The 13326-nt window shown below is 62.9% G+C and carries 15 protein-coding genes; 6 read left to right on the top strand and 9 right to left on the bottom strand.

Annotated features, from left to right (window positions below; genetic code table 11):
- The first annotated feature begins 177 nt into the window (after positions 1-177).
- From hemA to BLR63_RS18690, 6 genes are all read left to right on the top strand, one after another.
- Positions 178-1467 carry a glutamyl-tRNA reductase gene (gene hemA / locus BLR63_RS18715; RefSeq protein WP_010565626.1) on the top strand — a complete coding sequence of 430 codons (1290 nt, stop codon included), beginning with the start codon at positions 178-180 and terminating at the stop codon, positions 1465-1467.
- Complete coding sequence (gene prfA, locus BLR63_RS18710) at positions 1464-2546, top strand: peptide chain release factor 1 (RefSeq protein WP_010565625.1); 1083 nt, start codon at positions 1464-1466, stop codon at positions 2544-2546. The genes hemA and prfA overlap by 4 nt, the downstream gene beginning before the upstream one ends.
- Positions 2547-3377, top strand: coding sequence for a peptide chain release factor N(5)-glutamine methyltransferase (gene prmC, locus BLR63_RS18705; protein ID WP_010565624.1), 831 nt, complete (start codon positions 2547-2549; stop codon positions 3375-3377).
- Positions 3371-4126 carry a molybdopterin-synthase adenylyltransferase MoeB gene (locus tag BLR63_RS18700; RefSeq protein WP_010565623.1) on the top strand — a complete coding sequence of 252 codons (756 nt, stop codon included), beginning with the start codon at positions 3371-3373 and terminating at the stop codon, positions 4124-4126. Before prmC ends, BLR63_RS18700 begins: the two co-directional genes overlap by 7 nt.
- Positions 4119-4913 (top strand): glutamate racemase, encoded by a 795-nt coding sequence (gene murI, locus BLR63_RS18695; RefSeq protein ID WP_042947001.1) that lies wholly within the window; start codon positions 4119-4121, stop codon positions 4911-4913. The genes BLR63_RS18700 and murI overlap by 8 nt, the downstream gene beginning before the upstream one ends.
- Positions 4914-5025: 112 nt before the next feature.
- Entirely contained in the window at positions 5026-5544 is a 519-nt protein-coding gene (locus BLR63_RS18690) for an acyloxyacyl hydrolase (protein WP_010565621.1), read from the top strand.
- Between the two features lie 54 nt (positions 5545-5598).
- On the opposite strand, the gene BLR63_RS18685 is transcribed toward BLR63_RS18690, so the two are convergent.
- From BLR63_RS18685 to BLR63_RS18645, 9 genes are read right to left on the bottom strand one after another with little or no spacing between them, the layout of a single operon-like run.
- Positions 5599-5904 (bottom strand): YkgJ family cysteine cluster protein, encoded by a 306-nt coding sequence (locus tag BLR63_RS18685; RefSeq protein WP_042946991.1) that lies wholly within the window; start codon positions 5902-5904, stop codon positions 5599-5601.
- A 54-nt stretch (positions 5905-5958) separates the two neighbouring features.
- Positions 5959-6450, bottom strand: a complete 492-nt coding sequence (locus BLR63_RS18680; RefSeq protein WP_010565619.1) for a DUF2878 domain-containing protein — start codon at positions 6448-6450, stop codon at positions 5959-5961.
- On the bottom strand, positions 6443-7714 hold the full coding sequence (locus tag BLR63_RS18675; protein WP_010565618.1) for an SAM-dependent methyltransferase: 1272 nt from the start codon (positions 7712-7714) through the stop codon (positions 6443-6445). The genes BLR63_RS18680 and BLR63_RS18675 overlap by 8 nt, the downstream gene beginning before the upstream one ends.
- A complete protein-coding gene (locus BLR63_RS18670; RefSeq protein ID WP_010565617.1) occupies positions 7701-8510 on the bottom strand; it encodes a DUF1365 domain-containing protein in 810 nt (269 codons plus the stop codon). The genes BLR63_RS18675 and BLR63_RS18670 overlap by 14 nt, the downstream gene beginning before the upstream one ends.
- The gene (locus BLR63_RS18665) at positions 8507-9754 is read right to left on the bottom strand and encodes an NAD(P)/FAD-dependent oxidoreductase (RefSeq protein ID WP_010565616.1); all 1248 of its coding nucleotides are present in this window, start codon (positions 9752-9754) and stop codon (positions 8507-8509) included. The genes BLR63_RS18670 and BLR63_RS18665 overlap by 4 nt, the downstream gene beginning before the upstream one ends.
- A complete protein-coding gene (locus BLR63_RS18660; RefSeq protein WP_010565615.1) occupies positions 9751-10533 on the bottom strand; it encodes an SDR family NAD(P)-dependent oxidoreductase in 783 nt (260 codons plus the stop codon). The genes BLR63_RS18665 and BLR63_RS18660 overlap by 4 nt, the downstream gene beginning before the upstream one ends.
- Complete coding sequence (locus BLR63_RS18655; protein WP_010565614.1) at positions 10530-10952, bottom strand: nuclear transport factor 2 family protein; 423 nt, start codon at positions 10950-10952, stop codon at positions 10530-10532. Before BLR63_RS18655 ends, BLR63_RS18660 begins: the two co-directional genes overlap by 4 nt.
- Positions 10945-12390 carry a deoxyribodipyrimidine photo-lyase gene (gene phrB / locus BLR63_RS18650; protein ID WP_010565613.1) on the bottom strand — a complete coding sequence of 482 codons (1446 nt, stop codon included), beginning with the start codon at positions 12388-12390 and terminating at the stop codon, positions 10945-10947. The genes BLR63_RS18655 and phrB overlap by 8 nt, the downstream gene beginning before the upstream one ends.
- The gene (locus tag BLR63_RS18645) at positions 12391-13320 is read right to left on the bottom strand and encodes a MerR family transcriptional regulator (RefSeq protein ID WP_010565612.1); all 930 of its coding nucleotides are present in this window, start codon (positions 13318-13320) and stop codon (positions 12391-12393) included. It lies immediately after the preceding gene.
- Positions 13321-13326: the final 6 nt, after the last annotated feature.

Genomic DNA, 13326 nt, shown 5'->3' with positions numbered 1-13326 from the left:
AAGAGGACGACTAACCTGCGGTCGGATCATCATGACACAAGCCTTCGGCCAAACATAACCGAGTCTCAATGGATGCCTTTATAGACACAAGGCATTAGGACAATAGACGACGGTGGTTGTTCTGAATCTATCGAAGTAGGACAATTGCCGGCTTCCCGACATCATCAGCGATATTGAATGGCCTTCCTCGCACTCGGTATTAACCACAAGACTGCCTCCGTAGACGTGCGCGAGCGCGTAGCGTTTACCCCAGAGCAGTTGGTTGAGGCCTTGCAGCAGCTCTGCCGACTCACCGACAGCCGCGAAGCTGCGATCCTTTCGACCTGCAATCGCAGCGAGCTTTATATAGAGCAGGAGCATCTGTCCGCGGATGTCGTACTGCGCTGGCTGGCCGATTACCACCATTTGAGCCTCGACGAACTGCGCGCGAGCGCTTATGTGCACGAAGAGGATGCGGCAGTTCGTCACATGATGCGCGTGGCCTCGGGCCTCGATTCGCTGGTGTTGGGCGAACCGCAGATCCTCGGCCAGATGAAATCCGCCTACGCCGTGGCGCGCGAGGCCGGTACCGTTGGTCCGCTGCTGGGCCGACTGTTCCAGGCCACGTTCAATTCCGCCAAGCAAGTGCGCACCGACACGGCCATCGGTGAAAACCCGGTGTCCGTGGCGTTTGCGGCCGTCAGCCTGGCCAAGCAGATTTTCAGTGACCTGCAGCGCAGCCAGGCCTTGCTGATCGGCGCCGGTGAAACCATCACCCTGGTTGCCCGTCACCTGCATGACCTGGGGGTCAAGCGTATCGTGGTGGCCAACCGCACCCTCGAGCGCGCCAGCCTCCTCGCCGAGCAGTTCGGCGCCCACGCGGTGCTGCTGTCGGACATCCCGGCCGAATTGGTGCGCAGCGATATCGTCATCAGTTCCACGGCCAGCCAATTGCCGATCCTTGGCAAGGGCGCGGTGGAAAGTGCGTTGAAGCTGCGCAAACACAAACCGATCTTCATGGTCGACATCGCCGTTCCCAGGGATATCGAACCCGAAGTCGGCGAGTTGGACGACGTTTACCTCTATAGCGTCGACGATTTGCACGAAGTGGTCGCCGAAAACCTCAAGAGTCGCCAGGGGGCCGCCCAGGCTGCGGAGGAAATGGTCAGCATCGGCGCCGACGATTTCATGGTGCGCCTGCGGGAACTGGCGGCGGTCGATGTGCTCAAGGCGTATCGTCAGCAGGGCGAACGCCTGCGCGACGACGAGCTGCTCAAGGCCCAGCGTGCGCTCGCCAACGGTGGTAATCCCGAGGACGTGTTGATGCAACTGGCTCGTGGCCTGACCAACAAGTTGCTGCATGCGCCCAGCGTACAACTCAAGAAATTGACTGCCGAAGGCCGCCTCGATGCGCTGGCCATGGCCCAGGAACTCTTTGCCCTCGGTGAGGGCGCGCCAGATAGCTCTTCGGATAAAAAATCGCAATGAAAGCGTCACTGCTCAATAAACTGGACGTGCTCCAGGACCGTTTCGAAGAACTGACCGCCTTGCTCGGCGATGGCGAGGTCATTTCCGATCAAACCAAGTTCCGCGCCTATTCCAAGGAATACGCCGAAGTTGAGCCCGTGGTGGCGACCTATAAAAACCTGCTGAAAGTGCAGGCCGACCTCGAAGGCGCCCAGGCGCTGCTCAAGGACAGCGACCCGGACATGCGAGAAATGGCCGTGGAAGAAGTCCGTGAAGCCAAGGAAAAACTCGCTGAGCTCGAAGGCGACCTGCAACGCATGCTGTTGCCCAAGGACCCGAATGACGGGCGCAACGTGTTTCTCGAAATCCGCGCCGGCACCGGTGGCGACGAGGCGGCGATTTTCTCCGGCGACCTGTTCCGCATGTATTCTCGCTATGCCGAACGGCGCGGCTGGCGGGTCGAGATCCTGTCCGAGAACGAAGGCGAGCACGGCGGCTATAAGGAAGTGATCGCGCGGGTCGAGGGCGACAACGTCTACGGCAAGCTGAAATTCGAATCCGGCGCGCACCGCGTGCAACGGGTGCCGGCGACGGAATCCCAAGGCCGCATCCACACCTCGGCCTGCACCGTGGCGGTGCTGCCCGAGCCGGACGAACAAGAAGCCATCGAGATCAACCCGGCGGACTTGCGGGTCGACACCTACCGCTCGTCGGGCGCCGGCGGCCAGCACGTCAACAAGACCGACTCGGCGATCCGTATCACTCACTTGCCGTCGGGCATCGTGGTGGAGTGCCAGGAAGAGCGGTCCCAGCACAAGAACCGCGCACGGGCCATGTCCTGGCTGTCGGCCAAGCTCAATGACCAGCAGACCAGCGCCGCCGCCAATGCGATTGCCAGCGAGCGTAAATTGCTGGTGGGCTCGGGCGACCGTTCCGAGCGTATCCGCACTTACAACTTTGCCCAGGGCCGGGTCACCGACCACCGGGTCAACCTCACGCTCTATTCCCTCGACGAGATTCTCGCCGGTGGCGTGGACGCTGTGATCGAGCCATTGCTCGCCGAATACCAGGCCGATCAATTGGCGGCGATAGGTGAATAAATGACCATTATCGCCAGCCTGCTGCGCGCCGCCGACCTGCCGGATTCGCCGACTGCGCGCCTGGACGCCGAATTGTTGCTGGCGGCGGCCTTGGGCAAATCGCGCAGTTATTTGCACACGTGGCCGGAGAAAATCGTCAGCAGCGAACACGCGCTGACGTTTTCCGACTACCTGCAACGCCGCCGCGGCGGCGAGCCGGTGGCTTACATCCTCGGCCAGCAGGGGTTCTGGAAGCTGGACCTGGAGGTGGCGCCCCACACCCTGATCCCGCGTCCGGAAACCGAAATGCTGGTGGAAGCGGCGCTGGAATTATTACCGGCCACGCCGGCCAAGCTCCTCGACCTGGGCACCGGCAGCGGCGCCATCGCCCTGGCCCTGGCCAGCGAGCGCCCGGCCTGGCACGTCACCGCCGTCGACCGCGTGCTGGAGGCCGTGGCCCTGGCCGAGCGCAATCGTCAGCGGCTTAACCTGAACAACGCCACCGTGCTGAACAGCCACTGGTTCAGTGCGCTACAAGGTCATACCTATGACCTGATCATCAGCAACCCGCCGTATATCGCCGATAACGACCCGCACCTGGTAGCAGGCGATGTGCGCTTCGAGCCGGCCAGCGCCCTGGTAGCGGGCCATGATGGCCTGGACGACTTGCGCCTGATCATCGAGCAAGCCCCGGCGCACCTGAACGCTGGAGGCTGGTTGCTGCTGGAGCACGGTTACGATCAGGCGGCAGCGGTGCGCGACCTGTTACTCAGCCAAGGCTTCGACGACGTGCACAGCCGCATCGACCTTGGCGGTCACGAACGCATCACCCTGGGACGCCGGCCGTGCTGACCGACCAGGAGCTGTTGCGCTATAGCCGACAGATTCTGCTGGCGCATGTCGACATCGACGGCCAGTTGCGCCTGAAAAACAGCCGCGCGCTGATCGTCGGCCTGGGCGGGTTGGGCGCACCGGTTGCGCTCTATCTGGCTGCTGCCGGTGTCGGCGAGTTGCACCTGGCGGATTTCGACACCGTCGACCTCACCAACCTGCAACGCCAGATCATCCATGACACCGACAGCGTCGGCCAGACCAAGGTCGATTCGGCCCTGCGCCGCCTGGCCGCCATCAACCCTGAAATCAAGCTGATTGCCCACCGCACCGCGCTGGACGCCGATTCCCTGGCCGCAGCAGTGGCGGCGGTGGACGTGGTGCTCGATTGCAGCGACAACTTCTCCACCCGCGAGGCGGTCAACGCCGCTTGCGTGGCGGCCGGCAAGCCGTTGATCAGCGGCGCGGCGATTCGCCTCGAGGGGCAGTTGTCGGTGTTCGACCCGCGCCGCGCCGAAAGCCCGTGCTACCACTGTTTATATGGGCACGGCAGCGACACCGAACTCACCTGCAGCGAAGCCGGTGTGATTGGCCCGCTGGTGGGTCTGGTCGGCAGCCTGCAAGCCCTGGAAGCCCTGAAACTGCTGGCCGGGTTCGGCGAGCCGTTGGTCGGGCGGCTGTTGCTGATCGACGGGTTGACCACGCGTTTTCGTGAGTTGCGCGTCAAGCGTGATCCCGGTTGCAGCGTCTGTGGGCCGCAGCATGGTTAAGGACGCGCCCATCGGTGTGTTCGACTCCGGTGTCGGCGGGTTGACGGTGCTCGAGGAAATCCAGCAACTGTTGCCCCATGAGTCGCTGCTGTACGTCGCCGACTGCGGATACATCCCCTATGGCGAGAAAACGCCTGCCTTTATTTGCGAACGTTTACACCGGGTCGCGGCGTTTTTCCGCGAGCGGGGCGCCAAAGCCTTGGTGATTGCCTGCAATACGGCGACGGTCGCCGCCGTGGCTGACTTGCGCAAGAGCTATCCCGACTGGCCGCTGGTGGGGATGGAGCCCGCCGTCAAACCCGCCACCGCCGCGACCCGCAGTGGCGTGGTCGGTGTGCTCGCCACCACCGGCACCCTGCAAAGCGCCAAGTTCGCCGCGTTGCTCGACCGTTTCGCCACCGACGTGCGGGTGATCACCCAGCCGTGCCCAGGCCTGGTGGAGCTGATTGAAACCGGCGACCTGGGCAGCCTGGCCCTGCGCCAGTTGTTGCAACGCTATGTTGAACCGTTGCTCAGCGCCGGCTGCGACACCATCATCCTCGGTTGCACCCATTACCCCTTCCTCAAGCCACTCCTGGCGCAGATGCTGCCCCCCAGCATTACCCTGATCGACACCGGCGCCGCCGTGGCCCGCCAACTCAAACGCCTGCTGGGCGAGCGCGACTTGCTGGCCAGTGGTTCGCCTGACCCTGCGGCATTTTGGACTAGCGGCGACGTGTATCACTTCAGAAATATCCTACCGATCCTTTGGAAACATCCTGGAGTTGTGCGAAGCTTTGGCGCGTGAAAAGTTCGTGAAACTTCGTCGTTAGAGGCTGAACTTCTGACACTGCGTCGGCTTCTATAAGCGAGATCAGCTGTACCAAACTCTATAACTTCGTTCGGAAAGGATGTTTCTTATGAAGCGCTTGTTCTGTTTGGCTGCGATTGCGGCCACTGTGGTCGGACACTCTTTTTCGGCGCAGGCCGCCGGCCTTGAACTTGGGGTGGGGAGCACCAGCGATTCGACCATGACCTATCGATTGGGCCTGACGTCGGATTGGGATAAAAGCTGGTGGCAGAGCGACGTCGGTCGCCTGACGGGCTACTGGAACGGTGCCTATACCTTCTGGGACGGTGACAAGCGCAGCAGCGTGAGCAGCCTGTCATTCTCGCCGGTGTTTGTGTATGAGTTCGCCGGGGAAAAGGTCAAGCCCTACATTGAGGCCGGGATTGGTGTGGCGTTGTTCTCCCGCACGCACGTCGAGGACAACAACATCGGCCAGGCCTTCCAGTTCGAAGACCGCCTGGGATTCGGTCTGCGCTTTACCGGCGGGCATGAAGTGGGCATTCGCGCCATTCACTACTCCAACGCCGGGATCAGCAGCAACAACGATGGTATAGAAAGCTACTCGCTGCACTACACGATGCCGCTGTAACCTCAGAACCCCGCAAGACTCTGTGGGAGGGGGCTTGCCCCTCCTGCATTGAGATCAGCGGTAGGCCGTGGCGATGCCTTCCCGCTCGGTCAGGCACTCCGGTGCCCCCATCTCGAACTCGCGGCAAATCAACGGTCGCCGCTCATAAATCGTGCACATCATCGTGTCCCGGTCCAGCGCCGCACACCAGCCGTCGTCCAGGCGCAGCATGACTTCGCCGCCCCAATCGTCGGTATCGATATAGCGCTGCGGCACGCCCGTGTCGGTGATCAGCATGACTTCCAGCTGACAGCAGCAGGCCGCGCACGTCGAGCAAGTGACGGCGGGTTCGGCGATTTGGGTATGGGGGATGTTGGTCATAGGCGCGCAGTGTAAGGCAAGCAGATGGGGCGCGTCTGAATGCTCTGACAGACGTCAGTGCGCCAGTTGCCTGACGAGCCGGTGCAGCATGGGAAACAGCAGGGCCCAGAGCAAGGCCAGGCCGATCAGGCTTGGCGTTGTGCCATAGCCGAAACTGACCCCCGCCAGTTGGCTCCCCGCGTAATACGACAGCGGCCCGCCGATCGCCCCCAGCAGGCTGGCGCGCCACCACGGGCGGGCACTCCAGGCCAGGCAATGACCCAAGGTCGTGGCCAGCAGGGCCCATAGCAGGATCAGCCAAAACGGAATCAGCGGCCCGGGCTGGCTGAAGTGAAACACGCCGAAGGTGCGCAGCAAGGTGTCGATCAGCGTCCCCAGCAGCGTCACGGCCAGGAGCGCCTGGCCTTCCTGGGACACTGTTGTCGTCCACAGCAGATGGACCCCCAGCGCCGCCAGCCCCACCAGCAACCATGGGCCGTTACCGCCCATCACGCAGGCAAACCAGCCGCACTGGAAGAGCGCCGCGTTGACGAGGGTTTTAAGCACTGAAACGTCCGAGCAGCGGCGGGTTGATGGCCGATGGCTTGGCCAGCAGCAGTTGCGCGGTGCCGATGGTGCGCTCCATGAAACCACCCTCGCAGTAGCACAGGTAAAACTCCCACAGCCGCAGGAAATACTCGTCGTAGCCCAATTCCGTAAGGCGCCCGTGGGCGCGGCGAAAGTTCTCATGCCACAGGCGCAGGGTTCGCGCGTAGTGCAGGCCGAAATCCTCCATGTGCAGCAGGTTCATGTCGGTGTCGCGGCTGACGATCTGCAGCATGTTCTGCACGCTGGGCAGGGCACCGCCGGGAAAGATGTAGCGCTGGATGAAATCGACGCTGTTCTTCGCCTGTTCGAAGCGTTGCTCGCGGATGGTGATCGCTTGCAGCAGCATCAGGCCGTCGCGCTTGAGCAACTGCGCGCACTGTTTGAAGTAGGTAGGCAGGAACCGATGGCCCACCGCTTCGATCATTTCGATGGACACCAGTTTGTCGTACTGGCCGCTCAGGTCGCGGTAGTCCTGCAGCAGCAGGGTGACCTGGCCTTTCAGCCCCAGGGCTTGGATGCGTTTTTCGGTGTAGGCGAATTGCTCCTTGGACAAGGTCGTGGTGGTGACCTTGCAGCCATACTGCTGCGCCGCATACAGCGCCATGCTGCCCCAGCCGGTGCCGATTTCCAGCAGGTGATCGGTGGGCTTGAGCGCCAGTTTCTGGCAGATGCGTTCCAGCTTGTTCAGTTGCGCCTGTTCCAGGCTGTCGTCGGGGCTCAAAAATTGCGCCGCCGAATACATCATGGTCGGGTCGAGAAACTCTTCGAACAGGTCATTGCCGAGGTCGTAGTGGGCGGCGATGTTTTTCTGCGAGCCCTTGCGCGTGTTGCGGTTGAGCCAGTGCAAACCCTGGGTGAAGGGGCGTGCCAGCCTGGCCAGGCCACCCTCCATGGCGTCGAGCACGTCGAGGTTGCTCACCATCACCCGCACCACGGCGGTCAGGTCCGGACTGGTCCAGTAGCCGTGGATAAACGCCTCGCCGGCGCCGATGGAACCGTTGGCGGCCACCAGACCCCACACTGCCGGGTCGAGGATCTGGATTTCCCCCAGCAGGTGCGCTTCCCGTGCACCGAATACCTGGCGTTCGCCGTCTTCGATCACCACCAACTGGCCATGGCGCAGTTGACTGAGTTGACGCAGCACGCCCTTGCGCAGCAACGCAGTGGTCATGCCATTGACGTTCAGGCGATTGGCCTTGACCGATAAGTTAGGGGATTTCATGGCGGCGATCCTTGGTATACCCGACTGCGGTGCGCGAGGAGCCCTCGGCGGCCTGATGGGAAAAAATCGGTGTGCGTTTGAGGAACAGGCGCAGCGCCTGCCAATAAATGGCCAGGCAGGTCTTGGCGGTCATCCACGGAAAGCGCCGCAGGTAGCGGTGCAGGCTGGCGCGGTCCAGCGCTTCTTTTTGCAGGCTCAAGGTGGCGTCGAAGACTTTCATCTCTCCTTGCCAGTCGGCCATGTGCACGCCGAGCCTGGCGGCGGGCGGGCTGAAGCTCATGCGGTATTCCAGATCGCGGGGCAGAAACGGCGACACATGAAACGCCTTGGCCACGGCGAAGTGCTGGTGCTCATCCGCGCCCAGCGGCTGGGCCGGCAGTACGTAGTGATAGCGCTCGCGCCATGGGGTGTTAGTCACTTCACAGAGGATCGCGGCCAGTTGCCCGTCGGCCTCGAAGCAGTAGAAGAAACTCACCGGATTAAAAGCCAGGCCCCAACTGCGAGCCTGGGTCAGCAGGCAGATAGCGCCTTGGGGTATACGCCCCAGGGCCTTGCCGACTTCTTGGCGTACGGCATCGCTCAAACCCATGCCGTGACGTGTTAATTCACGCAGGTAGTCCTGCTGGCGAAAGCCGAAGGGCGCCAGGCGACTTGTGCCGGCCAGGGGCGAGAGGCCGAGCACAGCGTCCTGTTCGCTGAGGTCCAGGTACAGCAGGCCGATGCGGTAGCGAAAGGCGTGGGCCTTGGGCGCAAACCGGCGATGGGCGATCCAGCCGCTGTACAGGGCGCTGTTCACAGCGCCTCTCCAAAGGCCTGGGCCACGCGCAGTGCGCTGACCACGCCGTCCTCATGGAAACCGTTGGCCCAGTAGGCGCCGCAATAATGGGTGTGCTGCGCACCGTTCAATTCTTCCCAGCGCGCCTGGGCGGCCACGGCTGCCAGGCTGTATTGGGGATGGGCATAGGTGTAGCGGGCGAGGATCTTCAGCGGATTGATCATCGGCGTCTGGTTAAGGCTGACGCAAAAAGTGGTGGCGCTGTCGATGCCTTGCAGGATGTTCATGTCATAGGTCACGGCGGCCTGTTTCTGCACATCGCCGGTCAACCGGTAGTTCCAGCTGGCCCACGCCAGTCGGCGGTCCGGCAGCAGGCGGGTGTCGGTGTGCAGCACCACGTCGTTGTCGGCATAGGGCAGGGCGCCGAGGATCTGCTGTTCGGCTTCGCTGGGGGCACCGAGCAAGGCCAATGCCTGATCGCTGTGGCAGGCGAACACCACTTTGTCGAACGCCTCGGTTCCGGCGGCGCTGTGGATAACCACGCCCTCGGCATCGCGTTCGACCAGGTGCACCGGGCAGTCGAGGCGGATCCGTTCACGAAAGCCGCGGGTCAACGGTTCGATATAACGGCTGGAACCACCCTCGATCACGCACCATTGCGGGCGGTCGTCGATCGATAGCAAGCCGTGGTTCTTGAAGAAGCGCACAAAGAATTGCAGTGGAAACTTGAGCATGTCGGCCAGGGACATCGACCAGATCGCCGCGCCCATCGGCACGATGTAATGGCGGATGAACCGCGGGCCGTAGCCGCCGGCTTCGAGGTAATCGCCCAGGGTCATGTCCGCGCTGATGCGTTGCGCCTGCAAGTCCAGCGGGGCTTGGCGGTTGAAACGCAGGATGTCGCGCAACATGCCCCAGAAGCCCGGCGAAAGAAGATTGCGACGCTGGGCGAACAGGCTGTTGAGGGTGTTGCCGTTGTATTCGAATCCGGCCTGTTCGTCGCACACCGAAAAGCTCATCTCTGTGGGTTTGAACGTCACCCCGATCTGCCCCAGCAGGCGTATGAAGTTGGGGTAGGTCCAGTCATTGAACACGATGAAACCGGTGTCCACCGCATAGGCCTGCCCCTCGACGGTGACGTTGACGGTATGGGTATGCCCGCCGATGCGGTCGCCGGCTTCGAACACGGTGATGTCGTGGCGACGGCTGAGCAGATAGGCGCTGGTCAGTCCGGCGATACCGCTGCCGATAATGGCGATCTTCACAGGTCGTCCTTTTGCGGTGGCGGGCTGCGCAACATGCGTTTGCCGATGATCAGTTGCGCCCGGTTGGGCAGTTTCGACAGCGGCCACAAGGTGGCAATGAACAGCGCCGGAAAGGCGATTTCCAGCGGTCGTTTGTCCAGCTTGGCGAAGATGTGCCGCGCGGCTTTGTTGGCCGACCAACTCAGGGGCATCGGGAAGTCGTTGCGCTCGGTCAGTGGTGTATCGACAAAGCCTGGGCTGATCACCGTGACGTCGATGTTCTCGGGCGACAGGCTGATGCGCAGGGATTCGAACAGGTAGCGCAGCCCGGCCTTGGACGCGCCATAGGCTTCGGCGCGGGGCATCGGCAGGTAAGTCACCGCGCTGGCGACACCGACCAGGTGCGGCCTTTTCCCGGTGCGCAGCAACGGCAGCGCGGCTTCGATGCAGTAGCTGCTGGCCAACAGGTTGGTGCGCACCACATGTTCGATGATCGACGAGTCGAACTGCTTGGCGTCCACATATTCACAGGTGCCGGCATTGAGGATCACCGTGTCGAGCGCGCCCCACACCTCACCGATGTGCTCACCGATTTCGCGCACGGTCTGGCTGTTGGTCAGGTCGCCGGCCACCACCAGCACTTGGCCGGGGTAACGCTGGGCGAGCGCTTGCAACGGGGCCTTGGTGCGCGAACTCAGCGCAACGTGGGCGCCACTGTTGAGCAACTCCACGGCCAGCGCGGCACCGATGCCACTGCTGGCACCGGTCAGCCAATAACGGCGAGGCGACACTGCGTTCATCCCATTCTCCTTTTCAGCCAGATGATGACTCGACCCAAGACGGGAAGGTGTTCGTAGAGCATGGCGCCGACATCGAAATAGTCGCGATGGCGGTAGACCTTGTCACGCCACATCAAGTGCGAGCAGCCCTCCACCCGGATCACCTTGCCGTTGGCCAGGCGCGGGTGGCAGAAACTCATTTTCCAGCGCAGGTAACCTTCGCCTTCGGCCACCTGATCGAAGCCGTAGAAGTCGAAGCGTAGTTGGCTGACGTTGCTGTACATGTCGGCGAAATAACGCTGCAGTGCGGTCAGGCCCTGGATGTTGTGCAGCGGGTCGGCGAACGCGATGTCCTTGCTGTACAGGCTGTCGAGCAGGTGCAGGTTGTGCTTGTCCAGTGTGGCGAAGGCCTGGGCGAAGCGTGGCAGGAAGTCACTCATGTCCGACTCCCACCGCTTCGCGGGACGGCAGGCTGCGGAAGGCGGCCAGGGCGCGTTCGCGGGATGTCTTCAGGTCGACGATCGAACGCGGGTAATCCGCGATGCCGAACAGGCCGCCCAGCGCTTGCGGGTTGTGCACGTCCTTTTTATTCAGCGCCGCGAGTTCCGGCAGCCAGTGCTTGATGAACACGCCGTCGCCGTCGAATTTTTCCGACTGGCTCAAGGGGCTGAAAATCCGGAAGTACGGCGCCGAATCGGTGCCGGTGGATGAACTCCACTGCCAGCCGCCGTTATTGGCCGCCAGGTCGCCGTCGATCAGGTGACGCATAAAGAAGCGCTCGCCTTCGCGCCAGTCGATCAACAGGTTCTTGGTCAGGAACATCGCCACCACCATGCGCAGGCGGTTGTGCATCCAGCCGGTCTCCAGCAGTTGGCGCATGGCCGCGTCGATGATCGGCAGGCCGGTGCGGGCTTCTTGCCAGGCGGCCAGGTCCTGGGGCGCATCGCGCCAGGCCACGGCTTCGGTCTCGGGGCGGAACGCGCGGTGGCGCGAGACCCGTGGATAGCCGACCAGGATGTGTTTGTAAAACTCACGCCAGAGCAGTTCGCTGATCCATGTGATGGTGCCCACGTCGCCGCTTTCGAACTCGCCGCCGTTGCTTTGCAGCGCGGCATGCAGGCATTGGCGCGGCGACACCACGCCCGCGGCCAGGTAGGCCGAGAGCTGGCTGGTGCCGGGTTTGGCCGGGAAGTCGCGCTGGTCTTTGTAGTCGCTGATCCGTTGCTCGGCAAACGCGTCGAGACGGCGGCGGGCTTCGTCTTCACCGGCGGGCCAGAGGGCGCGCAGCGTGTCGCTGGGTGGTTCGAAGCCTTCGACCTGTCCGGGGATCGGATCACTTTTGAGCGTGATGGGCGCCTGGGCCTTGGGCGTTGCGATCAAGCGTGGCAGGGCACTGTGCAGGCGGCTGTAGCAGACCTTGCGGAATTGGCTGAACACTTGGAAATAAGTGCCGGTCTTGGTCAGCACGCTGCCCGGTTGGAAAAACAGTTGGTCCAGGTAGCGGTGGAAGGTCACGCCATCGGCTTCCAGGGCCTTGGCCACCGCCGCATCGCGACGGCTTTCATGAATGCCGTATTCCTCGTTGACGTGCACCCCGGCCACCGACAGTTCGCGGGACAGCGTACCGAGCACGGCGGGTGCCTGGTCCCAGGTGGCGGCATGACGGATCAGCAAGGGGATATTCAGCGCGGCCAGGGCCTGGCTCAGGGGCTGCAGGTTGCGCAGCCAGAAATCCACTTTGCACGGGGCATCATCGTGGGCCAGCCATTGTTGCGGCGTGATGAGGTACACGGCCGCCACCGGGCCACGCTCGCAGGCGGCGGCGAGGGCGGTGTTGTCGTGAAGGCGCAGGTCGGTGCGCAGCCAGATCAGGTGCATTTAGAGGAGTCCACGTTGGATCAGCAACTGGTGGGCCGACAGCGGGTCTTCGGCGACGAACAATGCGGGGATGTCATGGGTCAATACCGACAACTCGGCCTGGTGGATGCATACCGACGGTCCGGTCATCACGGTGGGGCAATCGACGCCGCCCAGCAGTTTGGTCAGGGTCGTCACATTCAGGGCCTTGCTTGAATACAGCAGCACGGCGCGGGGCTTGAGGTGTTCCACCGCCAGGGCGAGTTCGCCGACGGGCAGCGGCCAGTCGAAAACCTCCACCGGGCAGTCGGCGCTGCTGGCCAGCCAGGCGCTGAGCCACAGGTGCGGCTCCAGGGGCAGGTCGGAATGATTGATCAGCAGCAGCGGCGCGCCGTGCAACTGGCGATTGTTGTGGTAGATGCGCGCGCCGAACTTACTGCGCAACCAGGACAGGAAAAACACGCGCTCCATCTGCGCGCCGAACTGGCCTTGCCAGCGCTGCTCCAACGCCTGGAGCAACGGCAACAGCAACTGCTCGCACAACGTGCGCGGCGGATACAGCGCCATGGCCTGGTTGAAGGCATCGTCGACCTGGCGCTCAGCCAATTCGCCGATGGCGCTCACCAGATTCTGGCGCAGGGTTTGCCACTCGTTTTCCACCGCGTCGGGCAGGGCCTGGGCAGAGTCGATCAGGCCTTTGACCTGGCTGACCGGTACCCCGCGATTGAGCCAGGTGAGGATGGTGTGGATACGTTGCACATGGTCAGAGCTGAACAGCCGATGCCCTTTGGCGGTGCGCTGGGGCACGATCAGGCCGTAGCGGCGCTCCCACGCGCGCAGGGTCACCGCGTTGACGCCGGTCTGGCGCGCCACTTCGCGAATCGGCAGCCAGCCGTTTTCGAGGGCTTGGGCGACGTCGACGCCGGGTTCGTCTTGCAGGGCAACTGTCATAGTGAT

Origin of the sequence: Pseudomonas extremaustralis (genome assembly GCF_900102035.1) — a bacterium.
Classification (GTDB): Bacteria; Pseudomonadota; Gammaproteobacteria; order Pseudomonadales; family Pseudomonadaceae; genus Aquipseudomonas; species Aquipseudomonas extremaustralis.
This window is presented reverse-complemented; position numbering and strand designations above follow the sequence as displayed.